The organism is Salinigranum marinum (assembly GCF_024228675.1).
Taxonomy (GTDB): domain Archaea; phylum Halobacteriota; class Halobacteria; order Halobacteriales; family Haloferacaceae; genus Salinigranum; species Salinigranum marinum.
Map to the genome: position 1 here is coordinate 2,780,007 of NZ_CP100461.1, position 20,461 is coordinate 2,800,467.

Annotated in this window: 17 protein-coding genes and 1 pseudogene; 6 read left to right on the forward strand and 12 right to left on the reverse strand. The window is 57.9% G+C overall.

Annotation, left to right across the window (positions count from 1 at the left end; translation table 11 throughout):
* Window positions 1–29: 29 nt before the first annotated feature.
* From NKJ07_RS13795 to NKJ07_RS13805, 3 genes are all read right to left on the reverse strand, one after another.
* On the reverse strand, window positions 30–2,315 hold the full coding sequence (locus NKJ07_RS13795) for an Eco57I restriction-modification methylase domain-containing protein (protein WP_318567388.1): 2,286 nt from the start codon (window positions 2,313–2,315) through the stop codon (window positions 30–32).
* Between the two features lie 156 nt (window positions 2,316–2,471).
* On the reverse strand, window positions 2,472–3,359 hold the full coding sequence (locus NKJ07_RS13800; RefSeq protein ID WP_318567389.1) for a hypothetical protein: 888 nt from the start codon (window positions 3,357–3,359) through the stop codon (window positions 2,472–2,474).
* On the reverse strand, window positions 3,359–4,453 hold the full coding sequence (locus tag NKJ07_RS13805; RefSeq protein WP_318567390.1) for a hypothetical protein: 1,095 nt from the start codon (window positions 4,451–4,453) through the stop codon (window positions 3,359–3,361). The genes NKJ07_RS13800 and NKJ07_RS13805 overlap by 1 nt, the downstream gene beginning before the upstream one ends.
* Window positions 4,454–4,750: 297 nt before the next feature.
* Here NKJ07_RS13805 and NKJ07_RS13810 point away from each other — a divergent pair, with 297 nt between their 5' ends.
* Both NKJ07_RS13810 and NKJ07_RS13815 read left to right on the forward strand, forming a co-directional pair.
* On the forward strand, window positions 4,751–5,140 hold the full coding sequence (locus tag NKJ07_RS13810) for a hypothetical protein (RefSeq protein ID WP_318567391.1): 390 nt from the start codon (window positions 4,751–4,753) through the stop codon (window positions 5,138–5,140).
* Window positions 5,137–5,868: a recombinase family protein gene (locus tag NKJ07_RS13815; RefSeq protein ID WP_318567392.1), complete on the forward strand. Its 732-nt coding sequence runs from the start codon at window positions 5,137–5,139 to the stop codon at window positions 5,866–5,868. The genes NKJ07_RS13810 and NKJ07_RS13815 overlap by 4 nt, the downstream gene beginning before the upstream one ends.
* 949 nt (window positions 5,869–6,817) lie before the next feature.
* Here NKJ07_RS13815 and NKJ07_RS13820 read toward each other — a convergent pair.
* The 5 genes from NKJ07_RS13820 to NKJ07_RS13845 form a co-directional block, all read right to left on the reverse strand.
* Window positions 6,818–7,063, reverse strand: coding sequence for a hypothetical protein (locus NKJ07_RS13820; protein ID WP_318567393.1), 246 nt, complete (start codon window positions 7,061–7,063; stop codon window positions 6,818–6,820).
* 960 nt (window positions 7,064–8,023) lie between these two features.
* Window positions 8,024–8,545: a toxin-antitoxin system TumE family protein gene (locus NKJ07_RS13825; protein WP_318567394.1), complete on the reverse strand. Its 522-nt coding sequence runs from the start codon at window positions 8,543–8,545 to the stop codon at window positions 8,024–8,026.
* Window positions 8,493–9,050: a winged helix-turn-helix domain-containing protein gene (locus NKJ07_RS13830; RefSeq protein WP_318567395.1), complete on the reverse strand. Its 558-nt coding sequence runs from the start codon at window positions 9,048–9,050 to the stop codon at window positions 8,493–8,495. Before NKJ07_RS13830 ends, NKJ07_RS13825 begins: the two co-directional genes overlap by 53 nt.
* A 477-nt stretch (window positions 9,051–9,527) precedes the next feature.
* Window positions 9,528–10,889, reverse strand: a complete 1,362-nt coding sequence (locus NKJ07_RS13840) for a DUF790 family protein (protein ID WP_318567396.1) — start codon at window positions 10,887–10,889, stop codon at window positions 9,528–9,530.
* Window positions 10,876–12,303 carry a DEAD/DEAH box helicase family protein gene (locus NKJ07_RS13845; RefSeq protein ID WP_318567397.1) on the reverse strand — a complete coding sequence of 476 codons (1,428 nt, stop codon included), beginning with the start codon at window positions 12,301–12,303 and terminating at the stop codon, window positions 10,876–10,878. The genes NKJ07_RS13840 and NKJ07_RS13845 overlap by 14 nt, the downstream gene beginning before the upstream one ends.
* A gap of 217 nt (window positions 12,304–12,520) precedes the next feature.
* Between NKJ07_RS13845 and NKJ07_RS24595 the strand changes: the two genes are divergently transcribed.
* Together NKJ07_RS24595 and NKJ07_RS13850 are read left to right on the forward strand one after the other, a co-directional pair.
* Window positions 12,521–12,673: a DUF7837 family putative zinc-binding protein gene (locus NKJ07_RS24595; protein ID WP_484593986.1), complete on the forward strand. Its 153-nt coding sequence runs from the start codon at window positions 12,521–12,523 to the stop codon at window positions 12,671–12,673.
* Between the two features lie 50 nt (window positions 12,674–12,723).
* Window positions 12,724–14,421, forward strand: coding sequence for an SWIM zinc finger family protein (locus NKJ07_RS13850; protein WP_318567398.1), 1,698 nt, complete (start codon window positions 12,724–12,726; stop codon window positions 14,419–14,421).
* 44 nt (window positions 14,422–14,465) lie between these two features.
* On the opposite strand, the gene NKJ07_RS13855 is transcribed toward NKJ07_RS13850, so the two are convergent.
* The 4 genes and pseudogenes from NKJ07_RS13855 to NKJ07_RS24430 form a co-directional block, all read right to left on the reverse strand.
* The gene (locus NKJ07_RS13855) at window positions 14,466–14,825 is read right to left on the reverse strand and encodes a DUF7964 domain-containing protein (RefSeq protein ID WP_318567399.1); all 360 of its coding nucleotides are present in this window, start codon (window positions 14,823–14,825) and stop codon (window positions 14,466–14,468) included.
* Window positions 14,822–15,823, reverse strand: coding sequence for a DUF7983 family protein (locus tag NKJ07_RS13860; protein WP_318570463.1), 1,002 nt, complete (start codon window positions 15,821–15,823; stop codon window positions 14,822–14,824). Before NKJ07_RS13860 ends, NKJ07_RS13855 begins: the two co-directional genes overlap by 4 nt.
* A 46-nt stretch (window positions 15,824–15,869) precedes the next feature.
* Window positions 15,870–16,865, reverse strand: a complete 996-nt coding sequence (locus NKJ07_RS13865; protein WP_318567400.1) for a DUF8137 family protein — start codon at window positions 16,863–16,865, stop codon at window positions 15,870–15,872.
* Window positions 16,866–16,941: 76 nt separating this feature from the next.
* A pseudogene (locus tag NKJ07_RS24430) lies at window positions 16,942–17,251 on the reverse strand (calcium-binding protein).
* A gap of 664 nt (window positions 17,252–17,915) precedes the next feature.
* Here NKJ07_RS24430 and NKJ07_RS13875 point away from each other — a divergent pair.
* Window positions 17,916–18,887, forward strand: coding sequence for a hypothetical protein (locus tag NKJ07_RS13875; RefSeq protein WP_318567402.1), 972 nt, complete (start codon window positions 17,916–17,918; stop codon window positions 18,885–18,887).
* Window positions 18,888–19,132: 245 nt separating this feature from the next.
* Window positions 19,133–19,948, forward strand: a complete 816-nt coding sequence (locus NKJ07_RS13880) for an IS5 family transposase (RefSeq protein ID WP_318566907.1) — start codon at window positions 19,133–19,135, stop codon at window positions 19,946–19,948.
* Window positions 19,949–20,461 lie beyond the last annotated feature (513 nt).

A 20,461-nucleotide genomic window follows, 5' to 3' on the forward strand; every position in this document is an offset into this window, starting at 1 on the left:
TCTATTATGTCGACCGGTAAATAACCTCCTTAATCACTATGAAAGATGCCCTTGTTCTCGAAGCCGATGAGGTTCTCCACGTCGGTGTGATTCAGTAAGTGCATCCGGAGGTCTTTGCCCATCACTCCACCGAAGATGGTACCGGGAAGAAGGAGACTCACCTTCACACCGTCTCGAGAGAGCTTGAAGACTCGCTCCAGAAAGAGAGCTGACAGCTCGTTCTTCGTCGGCATCGTGCGACCACCGACCACCGGCGACTGGAGTTTGTAGGTGTCCCCCTTGGTGAAGAAGTCCGCTCGGGTCTCCATCGAGTCCTGATACGCTTCCCACTCTTGTGCGATGTCAGGCTTGGAAAGCAGATCCTCCATCACCTCATCCTTCTCCTCCGAGGGATACATGCGGAACTGCTCGTCGTACCGGATGAAGAAGTCGTCACGGTTCGCGTAGAGCATATCCCACGGCGGGTTCCCGATGAACACGTCGAAGCCGCCCTGCTCGAACACGTCGGCGAACTCTAACGGCCAGTGGAAGGGCGACCACTCTCGGAGTTCCTCGATAGTGATGTCGTCGAAGCCCGCATCTTGGAACTCTCCTCGGAGGATGTCGTCGAACTTCTCACGATGCTCTTCGATCCGAGCTTCTGCCTCTTTCCGCCACTTCTGTGCCTCAGCACTCGTCTCGGCACGCTTGTGTTTCTTGATGGCCTCCTTGACGTCCTCGAAACGTGCTTTTCTCTCCCACGCGTCTAGCTCGCTGTCCCCGTCTTCGTTGCTCTCGATGACCGCATCCACCTGACCGATGAGGCTGTTCCCCTGTCGGATGTTGAAATCGATGTTCGGCAGTGGCTCAACCTCACTTGGCTCGTCTTCGATATCGGCGACCATCGAGAGCCACAGGCGGAGCTTGCAGATTTCGACAGCACCCTCGTCGATATCGACCCCGTACAGGTTGTTCAGGATGGCCGAGCGCTTTGCGTAGAGGGAGGTTCCTCCTCTCCCTGTCTCGATCTCCTCCAGTTCGTCACGCGTCTTGTTCTCCAGCTCCCAGCCCTTCCCCTCGGCGTCGAGCTGCTGGAAGAACTCGATGCACTGCATATAGATGTCCAGCAGCACCTCCTGTGCGGCGAGCAGGAACGCCCCACTCCCGACCGCCGGGTCGAGGACGCGCATCTCCGTCAGCACGTCGTGATACAGCGTTTCGACGTGACGCGTCTGGACGTTCTCGGTCGGAACCTGCGCTGTGACTGCTCCACCGTCTGCGAGGGCCTCTGCACCGGTATCAGCGTCCACGGCGGAGAAGCCGAACACGTCGTCGATCTCCTCGTACTCGGCGTCGACAGCCTCGTTGAGCTGGTCGAGAAGGTACGGGTGGATCGTCCGCCGGGCCATGAACCCGGTGATCTCCTCGGGCGTGTAGTACGCCCCCATCTCCTTTTGGTTGACCGTCTGCTCGAAGATGTGGCCGAGGATGGCCGGCGAGAGGTTCTTTGGGTCGACGATGTCGAGCCGTTCGTCCACGTTCCAGTTCCAGTCCGAGAGAAAGTCGAGGATCTCGCCGAACAGTTCGTTGGTGCGCTCCGACGAGTCGCCCAGCCGTGGGTCGTCGAACTCCTCCTCAACCGGATTCTTCGAGAACAGGCCACCGTTCAGGTACGGGAGACTCCCGAAGTCGGGGTTCTGCTTCCCCTCGGCGAGCATCTCGAAGAAGAGCGGATGGTAGAAGTCGTCGTACACGTCGCCACCCTCGGCGACGACGTCCTCGTGCTTGTCGTGGAGGTACTCCACGTCGCGGTCGAGCAGGCGTTTCTCTTGGATGAAGTAGAGGAAGATCATCCGGTCGAGAACGACCTGCACGTACCGCTGCTTGGCGTCGCCTCGGTCGTCGGGGATGCCGGCGACCTCCTGAACGAGGTCGGTGCGCAGTTGCTCGAACTGCTGGTAGAACTCCTTGACCACCTGCTTGGTGTCGTAGAGCGTGTCCTGAATTGCCTCGACCGAGCCATACTCGATGGCGTTGAGCTTCTGCAGGACGGTGTTCTTCTCGCCGCTCTCGCTGGTCATCTGCGTCTTCGTGAACGAGAGCTTCTGGTGCTTGATGCGCCCGTGCTGTTGCCCCTCCCAGCTCCGGATACGCGTGAGGAAGGTGAACTCCTCATAGTCGTTGGTGGCCACGAGGTTCGTCCTGCGGTTCCGATTGTCGGGCTTGAACTCCGATGCCGATTCGCCCGGGCCAGCCTCGACGAGGACGATGAACTCCGTGTCGGTGAGCTGGAGGACGAGTTCGTTCTCCTCACCGAGGTTCGGTCGCTTTTTCAATCCTCGCTTCTGGAAAGATGTCGCAATATCGCTGAGAGAATCCCAGTTCCTGATATCGTCCGCAGTGATAGACTGGCGTGTCACGACACGGGAGTTTCGGAGGGAACAAAATAAATCCAAGTCACGAATGACAGGGTGGCGGAGATGCGTGGCACCTCACTCGAAATCGTCGAGAGAGGTCTGCTCCAGTTTGGTCTGAACGTCGTCGACGAACTCGTCCACCTTCCGCTGGAGTGCCTGTAGAGACTTAGAGACGACCTTCCACTCGTCTTTGTTCCCTGCCTGTATCTTTTTGATGTGCTCGTTCAGCCCCTGTCGTTGATACTCGGTCAGGATGGTCTTAGTGTGCGCCCGAAGCTCCTTCTTCAGCCCCCTATCAAGGTCAATCCAGAGCGGATGCGCGTCTTTGAGGAGGTCATCGGCGTCGAACGTGTCCTGTTCGAGAGCGACGTGGACGGTTGACTGGAGGATGCTGATTGTGAACTGGCGGTAGTCGTCCTCACCAGTTCCGACGTCGAACGGGAAGTAGTCGGTCGGGAGTCGCCGTGTACCGGTGAAAATTGGGAACACGTCTTGGAGGTCGGCGAGATTGAACTCGTAGTCCTCTAGTGTCCGCACGATGTATTGGTTGGCGTCCTCGTCGAATTGAACGACTGCGAAGTCGTTGTCTGGGAGGAACGGGTTTACCGAGAGGTCGGCGAAGGACGAGTAGGTGAACTCGGCGTCGAAGTCTTCGCTGGCGTCCGCCGAGGAGACGATGCCCCGAGTCATGAGAAAGTCGGGGGACTGGTGGATGGCCTCGTACTTCTCGTTCTGATCCTCTTCCAACGTCTTTGACTTACAGTCGATCACGATGGAGTGGTTGTGTGCCCGGCTGGTGAGGATCAGGTCGGGGTTCACCCCCTCTCCTTCATGAACGAACTCCGGGTCGATGATGTCGACCGTGTAGCCGAGGCTTCTCAAGGCGTTGGGGAATGTTCTGTCCAACTGGCACAGACCGATCCACGCGTTCATCTGGAGAGTGTGGTTAGACAGGTTCTCCATCACTCCTGCACCTCCATCACCGCGTTGGAGTCGTAGTGCCGTTGGAGGTTCGAGTAGATGCGTAGAGCGGTGTTCCCACACGCGTCCTCGCCGAGGTAGAGTCGAAGCCACTCCGGACAGATCTCTATGGTGAACTTGTCGTTGTTGTGGAGATCGACTCCCTTGACCTTCCAGTACTGTTCGTCAAGTTGGGTTTTTGCGCCCCAGAGACGGAGTGGGTTCTTCGCCGTGATGATGTTCTCGATGAACTCATGGACGTCCTCGATTTCGTTGTCCAACTCGATGACGAGGGGTGCCCCGCTCATCCCAGTTCCGTGTTCACGAGACTGGTAAGAGAGGCGGTGGTTCTCCTCGATACGTTCGAGGAGCGTCGCATATCGGCGTTTGATGTCGGCGACGGTGTCGAGATGAAGCTGGATGGAGTTCCCTCCCGACGTGGTGAACCGTCCGTTGTGGGTGACGCGCTCGAGAACGAAGGAGTCGTCCACTTCGCGCTTGATGCCGACGCTGGCGAGACTGAGGAAACTGGAGAGTTCCTCGTGGCTGTCGAGGATGTCGAATAGGGTGCCAGTCCCTCTGCCACTGCTTCGAACAGAGAGGTCGCCGAAATCCAGCCGGTCGTCGATGTAGTCTTCGGTGAACACCTCGTCAGCGTCGTAACTGATCCCCACATCTCGGAACTCGCCCATGTCCATGATGATGCGCTGTTGCTCGACCGGCATCCACGTGTAGTCGAGGCCGTTCCGTACACCGCTCACCATGTCACCCACTACATTCTTCGCGTCTTCCGACTCCTCAAGGGTATAGAGCGTCCAGAACCGTGAATCCTCGTGATCGAGGAAGAATGTATGCTCGGTGCTGTTTCGTCGGATGACCAGTTCTTCGAGATCGAAGTCCACCTCGCGAGTCGCGACGATGTCCACTCTCTCCCGAAGTTCGGCCGGGGAGACGTTGGATTCGATGAGGAACGTCTTGAGCATCGTCTGTCCGGGCTGAAGCTCTTGATCATCCACCAGCTCGTCGTACGTGCCTTCAATTGTATGCTGGAAGAGATCGAAGAGGTCTCGTCTACTCTGTATGGACGTGGTGGACATGTTGACTCTTGTTGGGATTTTCTCAGGGTAGTGTATCTAACACGGAATGTGATAATTGTTAGCAGACCATGGCGGAAGTAGACTCGAACGCCGGAAGAGGAGACATTAGACTCACTGTTATGCCGTAACACATAGGGGTACTGGTATCTCCGTCTCACAATCACTCGTACCGATAGTACGTCGTGTCGCACTGTCTGACTGATCGTGGTGATAGCCGTTCGGACTTACCCGTAAGTCCGAATACATCACTGAACCGGCTCGGGTTTATAAAGATAAGGCACAAAATAACATACGTAAATGGGTCAGTCGGACGACCACGAATTCACGACCAAGCTCTGGCCACGAGGAGGAAGTCAGGCCACTACCATCCCCCCACGGCTCCTCGCGTACACCCAAGCCCCGACTGGAGACGACGCCGAAGTGTGGTGGTTCTTCGAAGAAGCCACCAACGACGTCTATGTCGAGTTCCACCGGGAAGACGATCCTGACCCCGGACAATTCGTCTATCGAACGAGCCTCGACACGCGCGGGAAGAACAGCCACGCGACGACTGTGCCGAAGGACATCCGTATCCACTTCGAGGCACCTGTCGGCGAGAACGCAGTCGTGAACTGGAGATTCAGTCTCGGCAACGCACGCGTCTATGCAACCCCCACCGCTTCCCGTGAGCGGGGTGATGAGCGATGAGCGAACGACAAACTGCTCGGGCCTACGTTCGTCTCTCCGACTACTCGAGTCGAAGCATCGAGGGACAGATTGAGGACTGCGAGGCGTACTGCGACCGCAACAGCTTCCATCTCGATCAGATCTACAACGAGGGCTACAATGCAAGCGGTTGGGACGAGTCCCGAGAGGAGTACCAACAGATGCTCACAGATGCAGAAGAAGGAGAGTTCGACGTCCTCGTCGTTCGGGACGGTTCACGACTTGGACGCGACCACCGAGAGCGGATCCGGAGATTCTTCGACCTCAACGAGTGGAGTATCGAGTTCCATACCGTCGACCGTGGCCACGTGAACGCCGAGAAGCCTGCAGACTTCCTCATGGAGGTGTTCCGAGCGTTCTCGGACGACCACGGGAAACGCGGTGAGGTGGAAAGGCTGGAAGCCGAGAAGGAACGCCGGAGAGAACTCGGCTACTACTCGAAGGAACCACCCACCGGACTCGCATACGACCGACAGAAACACTATTTGACCCGAGGAGACGGATTTGAGGAGGTCATCGATGTCATTGAGATGCGAGAGGGGGGTGCGACATATGACGAGATGGAACAATCCGCACCGTTCTCTCGGAGCACCATCTCGAAGTTGCTCACGCGTCGTGAGAAGTACAGAGCCGTCGCCGAAGGTGGGAAGCTCGGTCACAAACTCGAAGTAGTCTGGTCGGAGGGCGACCACGAGACGACCGACGACTGATCTCAATCTATCGGCGAAAACCCCCTCAGGTCAGCAGTTTTGATGCTTCGACGTGACGAGATAAATGGCCCCTTCAGTGGGGCCGGTGGTTTGGGGGAGTCTTCGCTCGCCCGCACTTGCGGGCGGTGAACTATCCCTCTGAATTCCCGGATCGATACCGGTATTGTTGGCCTAAACACGGAATTGTGGTGGAGGATTATTGTGATGAGGTACGCCCGGAGTACTCGGGCCGTTATAGCCCCTTCCACAGGACTTCAATCCGATTGCATCGGTGCGACACCGGTCTGTGTCGGTTTAGTACCCGCGTGGGTCATTCGTACACGTGTCCCTCTTCCGCTCAGAGGTTGAACCCCCTCCTCTCTCATCGGGATTGCCCGGGCAACTCTCTTTCAGACGTAGTGATCCGGCATAGTCACCAGCACACCCCCCTGACTTCCGATGAACTCCCCGGGACTGATACCAGCTCAACGGAGAAATGGAATCTTCTCTCGGTTTGACCAATAATCAAACTCCCGACATTTGGAGCTCCGAAAGTGTGGAGCGATGTGAGCAGTCCCAGAACGATGCGGCCATTCGGCCCGGGAGCATTACTACGGGGGTACCGGGGGGTTACTCTTGACGTTGTATTTTCTCATAAGATTTCACTATGAATCTCATAGGACGCTTCATAAAAATCGCTCATAGTGATTTCAGGCATAGGTGAACTCATAGAGGGATACTCGGCCTCGGACATTACCGACCTCGCCCCACGGAATATACTTGACGTTCTTCCATCTCGTAGGCTTTCGTTACGAAACTCGTGGAGCATTTCGTAGGATGCGTTCGTTACGAATTGTTCGTAGGGCATTTCGTAGGACGGTTGGGAAAAAGAAATAGGCCGTTCACCGAGCGACTGCGTCTTCGTTCGACTCCTTTGGCGATCTCGTCGCCTGTCCGAGGCGGCCAGAGGCTACCGTCTTGACGGTGATTTTTCGATTGCGACGATTCGGTCACGCAGCACTCGTTCCTCTTCGCTGATGTGGGCGCCTTGAAGTGGGTATTCAATGGGTTGAGCGCGCTGAACCAGTTCGATCAATCCCCGAGCGGACGCCCACACCACGAACTCGTCGATGGTGTCGAACTGGTCGTGCTTCTCGATTTCTTCCTCCATCAGGTCAACGAAGTCGTCTGGAAACCCCACGGTCTTGATCGGCATCGCGGGCCCTGCGCAGCAGCGAACATTCTAATAGCTACCGGTGGGTCGAATGACCCGAGAGAGGATACTCACGCTGTGGACGCTCGATCCCGTCAAAGCAATTCGATGCAACGAACCGAAAGGAATCAATCAGACCGGATGTATCTCCGACCCATCCGTGTTCGGTTAAGAAAATCGGCAGACGGGAGCGAGACTTTCGTGAATCATTGAGGTGAGTCTCATGTTGAGCGGAAGCGTATGCTGATCGATGTAGCTATAGTGCACTGAGTGCACTAGAAGCGGGAAGAAGCAATGACACGACCGAAATTCGGCATTTCACCCTCACCACAGATTGCTCATCATCTCGATGATCTTGTAGAGGACTGCGTAGATCTCGGAGCCAGCCGCTCCGAGATCGTCGAAGCGATCCTCACAGCATATTTCGACACTGATGAAGACCGCAGTACCACAACGCGCGAGTTGATCGTTCGACTTCGACAAGCTCGCCAGAACTGACCGTAATGCACTTGGTGCACCACGCTTCTGATCATCGGCTCTACGCAAAGTGTCGAAGAATTATTCGTCAGTTGCAGAATGAAATTATGGTTGTTTTTGCCTACACTATCTCACTGCCGTCTACTGGTTCCTCGTCTTAACCGAACACCGATGATCTCCGACCAAGACACGTCCATCGGAAACGAGAGGGGTATCACTATCACCTGCGAGGAGTAGCAGAGAGCACCGGCCGAGAGGAGTATTTGTGAAACGCGTCTTCGTCCTCGCCAGCAGTACGTGGGCTGGCATCACATGGTCGGTACCGGACTCCCGTAGCGATTAGATCGACATCACCTCCTTACACACCGTCAACAGACGTTTCCACGGTTACCAGTGCTCTCAACGCATCAGAGCGGCCCCGGGCAATGACTGTCAGCGGCGGTCTCAAGAATCGGCTACACCACCAGCCGGCTGCGGAGGCCGCGCCTACGGTGGGTTGATCGCGTCGTTGAGGGGGTCAACAGTCTCGGTATCGTACCCAGCCCGCCACAACTGATGGACAGCACGTGCGACGAGGACGAGTTCCGTGACCCTGATACAGGACGCTTCGACGTCGTCGTCATCGCTCGACGCGTCCGGTGGTGGGTGGAAGTGGCCGTCACCGTCAGGATCGGTGTACGCGTGGGGGTGAACGTCCCATCGGAGGTTCCGATCCGTATCGTCGCCGTAGTGAACGTTGTAGTCGTCTCGCACCGACCACCGGACGGTGATGGTCGCAGTCGTCGCCTCGCCGATGCCATCGTCGAGTTGGAGACGCAGTTCACTGGGACTCACCGGGTCGTCCAGCGATCCACTCACGAGGGGTTCGAGGCGCTCGAACTCGGAGCGAAAATCGTGGAGGGCACCGGCGTCGATGGCGCCTCGCAGTGAATGCGACTCGGAGTCCTCCATCGTGTCAACCGGTGATGCCTGCAGGTTCGCCCCGCTCGCCCGATCCGGTGTCGTCATCGATGGCCTCGGTTGCGTCTGCGAGCGCGAGGGCGGCCCGCGCGAGTTTCAGGTTCCGACGTGCCGTCTGCCACTCGATCACCTCTTCTGCGCTCAGTCCCGAGTCGTCGATGGCCGCGGCGCGGGGGGACTCCGCGCCAGCGCGCTCTTCGTACTCGCGGACGGTCTCGCTCAGCTCCGAGATCCGCTCCGCCAGCGTGTCTACGTCGACCGAATTGAGTATCTGCTGGGCGCGTTCGAGGACGACCGACCGGGGCGCGCGTTTGTACCACGTCCCGCGCTTATCTCGGAGAGAGACTGCCTCAACGTAGCCGTCCTCGGCGAGGATGCCGAGGTGCTTGCGTGCGGTCGTCTCTGAAGTCAGCGCACGCTCGGCGATGGCAGCAACCGACTGCGGGTCGTACGTCCGCTTTATCACGGTGCGAACGCGCTCACCGGGAGTGGTCTCGGACTTCCATTCCTCGGTAACGCGCTCGTTCACCTCGGCGGGGCGATCGTCGGTCATGCGTAGTCTCGTAGGCACAAGCATATTAACCTTAGGAGCAATATAATTGTTCTACTGTCGTGATACACCATCCCGGCGGCCCGCTCAGTCAGACATCCTCACTAACAACAATCCACGGTGGGCGGCGAAAACTGGTACTTCGCGCAGTCGATTCACCGAACGCGAATCCTCACGGTATAGGCGGCGTCAGTTAGTAGATACAACAGACCGGGCGGAATAGTTGTAGGACGCGTGTGCTCGACTACCGCTTACAGGTCATGGGGTTGGCCTGTCTTGCGATCGTTGGCCTCGGCCCGTTGGGCGGCGTCCTCCAGCAATCCCGCGACCTCTTGGTATAGTACCTCTTAGAACTCGGCAGCCACGTTCATCTCGTTGAGCAATCACTTCACGGTAGATTTGACACTGAGATCTCCCGCACGTGAGCTTTGTCTTACAGTCATCTCATAACCGTTCACAAATCACGTAGAAGAGGTGGTCTTACTCTGCTTCGTGACCTCGCGGATCGGCTATTGGTGCTGCATACTCCTCAACGATATCGACAACATCGTAGACGTGGATTCCAGTCTTGAACCAGAGCACGCGATCGGACGCGGCGCCGAAATCCTCCTCGGCGCAGTCCAACCGCTCCGACACGGCCACAATTAAGTTATCGACATCCGCGTCCCGAATCTTGGACAGCTTGTTCTCGAGATATTCCGGCGTCCAGAACCCCATAATTTCAAGTAGAGCACGGCGGCCGTCAGGGTGCTCGACCGCAAAGTCCGGTAGCATCACTTGTCCGCCGAGATCCAATACATCGTCCTCGCGCACCAGCTCCCACTCGGTGTTCGCTCGCTCCCACTTGTCGGCGAGCGTCCGTTCGACATCGCTGTCGAACTCTGCGCCGGCACTGTAGTGCGACTGAAGCGAATCTGTGTGGTCGAGCGCGAGCGTCCGCATCCGACTTCCGCTCTCATCATCTGCGATCGTGGCATCCATCTCCCAACGGTCGCATAACGGGAGTGCGGGCAGGAAGTTTGCCAGTCGGATACCGTACTTGCGGGTCTGAGAGAACAGCGACGCCGGGCCATCCAAGATAGCCTCGTACCCATCAGCTTGATCCGTACTGACCATCCGCTTACCCCCGGCGTTGATCGGATAGATTCGGTGCATCAACCCGAATAGTTTCACGTAACTGAACACTGTCCCGAAATGATCCCACACGCGAATACGCATCTCTGTGGCGTCGTACAGGACAGCCTGTGCGAGCGCGAGGTTGTAACGATCAAGAAGCCAATCCACTGTGATATCGTTCGCGCGGTAGCGGTCGCCGGACTGCCCCGTGAGTTGGGTCGAAGACGACTCGATATCCCCCGCACTGCAATCCTCGTAGACGCGGTTGCCGAATCGGACGAGTCGCTTGTTGCGCTCTAAGTCCGCGTACATCCCTTCGTAACACTCCCCAAGAGAGATGCCTAACTCGTCGGCAACCGTGCTGTACACGTCTAGCTTCTGAGTGTCCTCCCCGAGCGTCGGTTGGCGAACGATTGGGTACTGCTCGTTGGCCTTTTCGAAGAGTCGCTGGCGAATCTCGCGTGGCTCTACTGGTGCCACGGTCTCGAATTCGCTTTCGTCTCGGAGCAGCTTCGCCAAGCCCTGAATGATTTTGTAGTCGGTGTCTGCCACAGTCAGCTCGTCGATCGCGTCCTCGAGGTCACCTTTCGGCTCACCCAGATGATCGTCGAAGAGCCTGATCAACTCTGTGACGGTCTCACGGTATCGCTTCTCGTCAGGGTCGATGAACAGCGGTTGTACCGAGTCACCGCCGGCGCGTGAACGGGCGAGGTCAGCCGTTAGCATTATTGGTTACCCCCTGTCGCCGTTGCTGCGAGACGTAGCTCTCCTTTGTGTCGGCAGCGATGATCTCGTAGAGACGAGCGGGTTCGCGGTCATCTGTCGGTCGGAGAATCCGGCCAAGTCGCTGAGCGTACTGCCGCTTGGAGGCGCTCCCCGAGAGGATGATCCCAACGTTCGCGGCGGGCACGTCGATTCCCTCGTCCAGCACTTGCGACGTGGCGAGCATCGAGTACTCGCCTGTGCGGAATCGATCAAGTATCTCGGTACGCTCGTCGGTCGGTGTTTGGTGGGTGATACAGGGGACGATGAACTCCTTGGAGATGTCATAGGCGAACTCGTTGTTGGCGGTGAAAATGATGACACGGTCATCGTGGTGACGCTTGATGAGGTTGTCCAGCGTGTCGAGTTTCTTTTCGGCGGTACGGGCGATTCTCTCGGCTCGGTGCTTGGCGATGAGAGCGCGACGCCCTTGTGAATCGTAGGACGTCCGTCTCAAGAACTCCTGATAGCCCTGCTCTCGCCAGATGTCGAAATCGTGATTGTCGACGTAGGTGCGGTAAATGTGATACTCTTCGTCGTACGTCTCCCGTTCCTCCTCGGTTAACTCGACCGAGAGATGAATCGTCTCGTACTCACTGAGGTACTCACCGGTGAGGTCGTCCACCGCCTCCTCGTAGACGACAGGGCCGATCAGTTCTTCAAGCACCTCATGCATCCCGTCAGCTCGCTCGTACGTGGCGGTGAGGCCAAGCCGATAAGGTGCAACCGTCATCTCGGGAATCTGCCGATACGTCGGTGCCGGCAAGTGGTGCTCCTCGTCGACGACTAACAGCCCGAATTGATCGCCGTACTCGTTGATATAACGATAGGCGCTGTCGTAGGTCGTGACTGTGATGGCGGTCACATCGTGCGATCCGCCCCCGAGTACGCCGACGCCGTCCGGGAACTGCTCGCTGAACGCGTTGGTCAGCGTCGCGTGCCACTGGTTCATAAGATCAATCGTCGGGACGACCACGAGCGTTGCGACGCCAGCATCGGCGATTGCTTGAATACCGAGATAGGTTTTTCCGCTGCCGGTCGGGAGCACGACGCTCCCCCGCCGACCGTGACTACGCCACGCGTCCAGCGCCGCTTGCTGGTAGTCGCGCGGTTCGATCTGGACGGCTGGCTTAAGGGCAAGGTTGGGATAGGCGCGAGCGTCGTCTTCGATGATGACTGTTTGACCTGCGCTCTGTTGGAGATCCAGTTGTCCATCATCACTACCAGCATCGTTCCACATCCCAGCCCAACCGAGTATCGAACGATAGTGGTGGGCTTTGGCCCGATACTCGTCGATGCGGTCGTCCCACTCGGCGTGAGGAACCTCGCTGGGTGCGTCACGAAGCAAGAGTGTCCCGTCATCAAACTCGATCCGCATATCAGTCAATAGGTGTCATTTGATTCTGATGCGGTTAGCTGTACTGGTGAGGGCGTCATCGAACGGTTCACAAGCGACTGATTGGCTGATCTCGGTTGGGCGACAGTGATAATCTCTCAGTACGCATGGGGAATCAACGCAGATCAGCACAACAGCTATGATGTTTATCCTCCAATATTTGATGGAGGGAAAATGTCACACGCTCCCTCCCATTCCCATGGATTCCGAACCGTCTTCTCTTGGAACTTGTCCGGACTGTGATGATCCGATCGCTCCCGCACGGAAGCTCATCGAGTATAAGGACGGCAACGGGAACACGAGATGCTTCGCCGAGTGCCCGACTTGTGACGAAGTCGTCAAACCAGTGTGACGGACAATCCACGTTCAACGAATACCATCGCGTTCCCTCCCTGATGCGACATGACTCTCTCACCGGAACAGATCCGTGGCCTCTGCACGAGTGAGGTGTTTGATCGCGCCGTCAGCTACCGCGACGAGAACCACATTGAGCACATCAACCGCTTCGACCAGACCGTGAGCGCCGCCGTGCAGGGCTCCCAGCCCGAACCCTACGATGTCGAGATCGATATCGAAGAGAAGGGTGATCAGCCCGAAGACATCGATGCCACCTGTACGTGCCCATACGACTGGGGTGGATACTGCAAGCACATCGTCGCGGTGCTGTTGGAACTTTCAGAAGGAAACGTTGATTTCGACGACGATCGAGAGACTGTCGAACGCATTCTGTCGGAGGCACATCCCGAGGAACTTCGAGACTTTCTGCTCAACGAGTGCGAGCGTGACGCCGATCTGCGCCGGCGATTGCTCACGCGCTTCGAGATGCAGGATACGCAGAGCCTCTACGATTACAGGAAAGAGATGAGTCAGCAGTACCGCAGCCCCTATACCTATCAGTACGAGGGCCCCGGATTCTCGGAATTTCACGGCCTTGCAGAGACTCACCGCGAGCAGGGCAACCCGTTGGAGGCGGCCACCATCTACCGCGCGATGACCGAGGTGCGTATCGAGAACATGGACATGGTGCAGGACTACTACGGCGAGGACTTCGAAGACGAACTCGACGCGTTCGTCGAGTGCATCCACGAGGCCGATCTCGACCACGAGGGGAGGCGCGAGTACATCGAGTACCTGTTCGGGCGATGGGCAAGCGATGATCCGGCCGTCGGGACGTTTTCAGGACAGTACAAGGACGCGCTCTGGGAACTCTGTACCGACGACGCGGAACTCCGGTACTGGCGCGGCCTCCTCGAAGACGACCTCCCGGCCGCTATTCCCGAGACAAGCGAGACCGACTACGGAATCGGATCGTTCGATACGCGTCGCTACGAAGCCGAACGACGCATCGAAACCTACGCCGACGTGCTCAACGCACTCGACGATACCGAGAGGCTACGGAAGGTGTATGAGGAACATTATCTCGACGTTCGGGCGTTCTGTCTGCAGTACGCCCGATTGCTCGTAAATGAGGGTGACGTCGACCGAGCGATCGAGGTCGCCGAGGCGGGGTTGGACGCGCTCTCGAACGTCGGAGAGATTCGACGCTTCCTGATCGACATCTACGCCGACCGGGATCCGGAACGGCACACGGAACTCCTCCGGGAACAGTTCCTCCAATCGGGGAACTGGGAGTATTATGAGCAGTTGCGGTTACGCTGCTCGGATGACGACTGGGAGGAACGCGTCGCGGACTTCGAAGCGCGGTTCAAAGGGTCGAACGTGCGTCACCTAATCGAGCTCTATCTGCGCGAGGGGCTCATGGCAGACGCGTTCGAGGCAGTCATCGAAGCCGCTCGCGACGAACCCGACGACGCGTTCTGGCGAGCAGTGGGTGACAACGGCCTCACGATTCTGAGCGAGTATCGCGATGACGTCGCGGACTGTGATCCAGAGACGTACTACGAGGTCTACGAGGAACGCCTCGAACCGTTCCTCGCGGACACGACCGGGCGCGATCACTATCGAACGGTCGTGGAGTACCTCGAAGAGATGCGCGAGTTGGGTTTCGACGAGGAATTCGAGGTGTTCGTCGCGCACCTGAAAGAGAAGCACTCGAACCGGCCCGCCTTCCTCGACGAAATGGGGGCGCTCAAAAAATGAAACAACAGGCGATTACGTATCGTCGCTCGACGCGCGCCAGCCGATCACCGAAGCGTCCGCTCCGTGAACGTCTCGTAGGCTTCCGCGATGGTCTCGACAATTGCATCCCTGTCTTCGTCTGCGAGACTGTTGCCTCTGAACTCGATGAGCGAATCGAGGACGTCTTCGAACGCCGACGGATTGGCCACCTTCGACACGACCGTCCAGCCGCCTGCGTCGGTGTACGCGAGTGACGCTACGACGTTCCTCGTGAACACGAGGACGTTTCGGATATCGTCGAGAGAGCCATCGTTTCCGACGAGGCTGTTCGGGGTCGCCGGAATTACGAGCAGGTCGTCACGTGCGTGTGACAGTGTGAGCGTCTCGCCGGCGGAGAGCGGCCGATCGGGGAACCCCCTGATCATTCTGCCCCTGACTGAGTGTGATACGTCCGTCCCGTTTTGAACTCGGTCAACTCTTCGATCCGTCCCTCTAACTCATCAATCTCCTCGCGCAGGTGTTCAGCTTCGGGATCGGCGCTCGCCGCGAGGCGATCCTTTAGCCCCTGCAGTCGCGTTTCCCGCTGTTCCTCGTCGACTTCGGCCTTCCGCACGTACTCAGTCTCATCGATATCGTACACATCCGACTCCGAGAGTTCAGTCACGTCGAGAGCGTCGTCGACTTTGCTACGATCGACGCTCAACACGCGCTCGCGGTCGATTCCGGCGTTCTCCAGCGTTGCCAGCACCTCGTCACTATCCTTGAGATTCCGATTCCGACGCGTAGTGCGTTGTACCGAACCAAATTGTCCATGAACGGGCTGGTCGTGGTGTAGCCGATCCAGCAACACGTCGCTCACGTTCTGCCGCAGGTCGTTCGCGTCGCGCTGTACGTCCGAGAGCAGAGTGTAGATATTGATGAGAGCAGGCGTATCAAGCGTATCGAGCGAAGAGAGGTCGTTCCGTTCGAGCGCGTCGATGAGCAGGAGGGCATCGCTGTAGACCTTCACGTCGGGTTCTGTACGCTCGGTGGATCCCTCATTCGATGCAATGTCATCCACTCCCGTGATGATCTGTGTGCCGGTCGGCTCGTTGGTCTCCCGGATCACGCCCGCGCTCTCGTCGACCTCGAATCGTGGATGGAGACTCAAGACGGCGGGATACGGGTCGGCATCGGCTGGAAGTCGAGAGAGATCAAATCCATCAGATGTGTCGTTGATACGTTCGTAGAGCGTCTCGAACTGCTCGCGCTGGAGCGGGCGCGTCTCGTCCACGTCACGGTCGAGAAATTCGATGACGATACGGTGATCCTGTACGTCGGTGATCCGGAAGCGACTCTGTGAGAGTGGGGTGAGCAGAGTCGCACCCTCGGCGAGACCCTCACATTCGTCGAGGATCGCGTGCCACGTGACTCTGAACGGCATTATCGGCCATATGTCTGGCTGCGAGTAAAGCGTGCCGTCGGTTCGCTCACACGCCGAGGTCACGGAACGTCCAGTCGTTTGGTAGATTGGCGTCAAAGCCCGTCTCTTCAACAAGGTCACGGATGCGCTGTTCGACTGTCTCGTCGAGTTCGAAGGTGTAGTCGAACTCCTCGTGCCAGTCGTAATATCGTGGCATTCCCGGCCAGTAGTCGTCTATCTTCAGGCTGTAGACGCAGTCGAGCAGGTATCGACGGTACGACATATTTTCACGGTTGACCCGGGGGAGCGTCCCATCAACCGACTTGTCTCGCACCAGTCGTTCGAGCGCGTCGATTGCGGCGTACTGGTCGGCGTAGAAGGTGTGTTCGAGCGTCGGGCTGACCGAGAAGACGTCCTCAGACACGCGAGCGCGGAGGTGGTCGACGACCGAGTGGTCTGGGTGTCCAATCCCCCACCCGTACGCGTGGACTTCCTCGTGTGCGACGTCGTCGCTGTCGTCGGCGTTGACCGCGACAGCGTCGAGATACTCAAGCGCCTCGACCGGAATCGCTTCGACGCCCCCGGTCAGTCGCGTGCGGATGAGGTACCGCCCGACGGCGTTCGCTATTGCGGGTGTGACGAGCGGAAGTTCGTCCTCCACAGTAGGGTCATGAGCCTCAATTACGTCCTCGAGGAACGCCCACCCGTGTGCTCTCGCTGCCTCGTCGAGTTTGCCGCTGACGCGTTCGTAGTACGGCCAGAAGACGTCCCGGAACTTGTCTCCACTGCTGTCTTCCTCGAGTGCGGCCGAGAGCGCCGATTCGAACTCTACTACTGCGTAGTGAAGTGCGTCAACGTCACCATCTGAGAACCGGTCGAGCAGGGTATCGAGTTCAGCGACGGATGCGTTCCGTTTCTCGGCCGGCGATGAATCCGTGGATGGTGGTTCATTGGGGTTGGTCGCGGTGGATAATGAATCCGACTGGACGTCACCGCAGTCGTGGAGACGAAGACGCGTGAGTGTCTCGAACGACTCACCGCAGTCGTCGCACTCGTGAGCCATAGTGACACTATCGGCACCTCGGAGAAATGCGTTTCCTCTCCAGTCGTGCGGCCAGCCGGATGTGAAACCACGGTCGTCAGCGATCGAGCCAGTAGTGCCAGTGTTTGATCGCTCGTTTCGTGTCACTACTGGCGTCGATAGGTTCCAGCTGCTCCAATGGAACGCCGACTTCCCTGTCCATCCATTCCACGGTCACACATCTGTCTAAGCGTCGGTTCAATCGCGGACATTCCAATGACGCGTACCGTTTCGCCTTCCTCCAAGGGCGACTCCACTCGCTTCGTGACACACCACGCCTCGAACGGGAAGTCTATCGTGTCGTCCAGATACGCGTACTATCCCATCGCCTGCTCCTCTGGACTGTAGGTATCGACGATAATCTCCATCTCTATTCATTCTTCCCGTCCTTCGTCTCTTTCGACCCGCGTAATATCCTCCAGTACTCGCCACAGACATAAGACGCTCCAGCTGGTCGAAATGTTTCATCTACCGATCACCTTACGCAATTGTGGAGCGTGCACGGTTAGTAGGTACAACAGACCGGGACGAATAGTTGTAGAAGCCATCCTGCATTTTCGTCTGACCATTCCGCCGCTTCGGCGACGCGTATTGATGATTCATGAGCGAGACTGGTACACTCAGCACGTGATGGACTTCGTGCGCGCTGAACTGAACGGGCACATCGTCGAGAAACGCCTCGGCACCAGACAGACATGGCTCGACAATTACGCGAAGAGTCGACGCCCCGTGAGCGTGGAACACACTAACCGGAATAACAGCGGTCGTCAGGAGTTGTAACATCGTTTGTGGCAAGACATAAAGATTCGAGGATAGAGGGGTCTGTTGGCAGGTTCTGCACGTAACCGTTTATCTGGAAAGCACGTCTCGACTGTTAGAGTGCAGTGAACGAAACTCTGCACATCGAAGACGAAACGAGATCGAACCACAGAGAAGGTGAAGCGTATCTCAGCGTGAACGGTCAGTCCCTCATGCCCCGCGAGTGTGCCAGACACCCCGTCGACAGCGCGTGTTTCTGCGGCAAACAGAGAAATGAGCACTGAAACCAAATTCCTCGGCACTGAGAAACTAGAAGACCTCTTCTCCGAATACGTCGAGGCCGCGCTTGACGCGCTCAACGTCACCATCCACGAAACAAGCACGGACACCAGCGAGGCTGACGACGTCGAACACATCCGTGACTTCCCGGTTGCTCCCGACATTAACCATCACGATGGCGAGAGAGCAGGAAAAGACATCCGCCGCCTGTACGACACTCGCGAGGCCACTGCCGGCGAGGTACCCCGGGAAAGCGAGTACGTGACGACACGCGTCCGCTACGGTAGTCTGTCTGGTAGACGTCGCCAACTCGTAATCGGCTGGAATACGCTTCCGACCACCCGCGAAATCCGACTCGCGGAGACTCTCATCGATGCCGAGTACGATCCAAGCGGCGTCCAACATTCCGCAGGAGTCGGCGAAGAGATTCTCGCCGCCATCTTTGGACGCAACCCGCACGAACACGACCTCTGGGTTTCGAGCGACGAACTGGCAGCGGCGATCATCGACCAGTCGCGCTCTGGGTTATCGACTACGCAAATCGAGATCGACGGTGAAGTGGAAAGCAGCTACGAGGGCGACAGCTACCGCAACGTCCACGACACCCACGAAGTCGATGACGCCGACCGTCCCGCCCTTAGCAGCATCTGGACAGCGAGTACTGGCCACGTGTGGGTGACTGTCGAACGATGGAACACGGGCTACTGCGAATCCGAGTCTAAGGTGTTCATCCGCAGTCTGCAGATGGATGAACCGCACAAAATCGACCTCGACCGCGGCGAGAGCAACCTCCATCTCTCGGGGACGTTCGAGTACGGTGGCGAAGAACTCGACGTGAGCGTCGAAATCATCTGCGTCCCCGAACTCCCGGATCCCCGTAACATGTGGGAGTTTCCGGCGAACCACAGCCTGCGACCCATCACGAGTGACGCAGCTGACGAACTGACTGGTGGTTCCGAAGGATGACAACGAGCAGCGGTTGATTCGAGCCCCGAGAGAGGCGGCAACCCCACCACCCCCTCGACTTCCGATGTAAACTGGGCGTTTCAGCAGGCGTCGTGTCTCGTCGGAACTCGAAAACGTGGTGTGACCGCCACGAGTTCCCGGTTGCCTTAATGGTGCCTTGTTTTGCGGTCGACTAACGGCAGCTTCAGACGCTCTCACGGGAAGATTCCGTCACGCTAACCCGTAATTGGACGCCGTCTGGCGATATGGCATCGCTCAGACGGCTAGCACGGATGTGTCGAGATCTTGCCAAACAGCACGTTGACGACCCGGAAGTACCCGCCGCGCCGGACGGCGCGGGCGGGTACGCGAAATGGGTGCAGATCGCCTTGATTCTGTACCGCGTCGAGTTGGAGAAGAGCCTCCGTGAGACTGAAGACTATCTTAACGAGATGCCCGGTGTCCTCGCCGTGTTCGAACTTGACGAGGCACCGCACTACAGTTCGTTCTGCCGGTGGGAACAAGAGTACCGGATGCGTGACCTGCGCCGCCTGCTCCGCGCTTCGGCGGAGCAGGCGGGCTGGAGTGGTGAAGCCGCGATTGACGCGAGTGGCTTCCAGCGCGATCAAACCAGCTACCACTACCGCGACCGCGCGAATTACTCGTTCCAGTCGATGAAGACGACGATCTTGATCGACGTGAACTCGCTGGCGATCAAGGACGTTCATTTCACGACGAAGAAAGCCTGGGACGGCCACATCGGGATGCAGGTCTTCCGCCGGAACGCGGAAGACCTGCGTGTGTTGTCTGCTGATGCGAACTATTCGTGGAGCGACCTCCGCGAGGAGTGTCGCTCCAACTCAACGCGACCGTTGATCAAGCACAGGGAGCAGACACCGTTGCAGAAGGCCCACAACGCCCGGATGAACGAGGACTACAACCAACGCTGGATGAGCGAGACAGGTTTCTCGCAGTTGAAGGAAGACGACGGCGAGAAGCTCCGCTCCCGGAGCTGGCATGGCCAGTTCCGGGAGCTGACTCGCAAGTGCATCGTGCATAACCTGACGCAGGCGGCGAGTTAGGGCTCGCCGTCTGCTCCCCTTCTCCGGACGTATCCGGGAGAGGCATCGCCGCCGTCACCGGAACAATGGAGCAAGGTACCATAGTTTTGACTCATCAGCAACCGCTGTGAGTGACAGCTACTGCATCTTCTGAGGGCGAGAAGCCGTCTTTAGCGCCGTAAAATTGTAGATCAGCAACCCCACCCCGACGCTGTCTTGCGTTCAACAAGGCACTTAATGGGCAACCAAGGCCGGCATTCAAGTGAGATCGTCACGATCCCTCGACTTGTGACGGTGTGGGGACTTCAAACCGCTCGACGCGAAAAGTGGGTTCACAGGGCTTGAAACAGCCAGTATTCCACTCGCGGGGGCAGCGTTCCGTATGCCCCGATGCGGGCTTGCACGGGAGCTTGGGTAATCGGCCCGCCCGAGGCCTTGTGGAGGCTGAGACGCGGGTTCGATTCTCGCACCCGGACTTTCTGAGGAACGTAGTGACGAAGGAAGCCGGAAGGCGAGAATCGAATCACGCGAGAC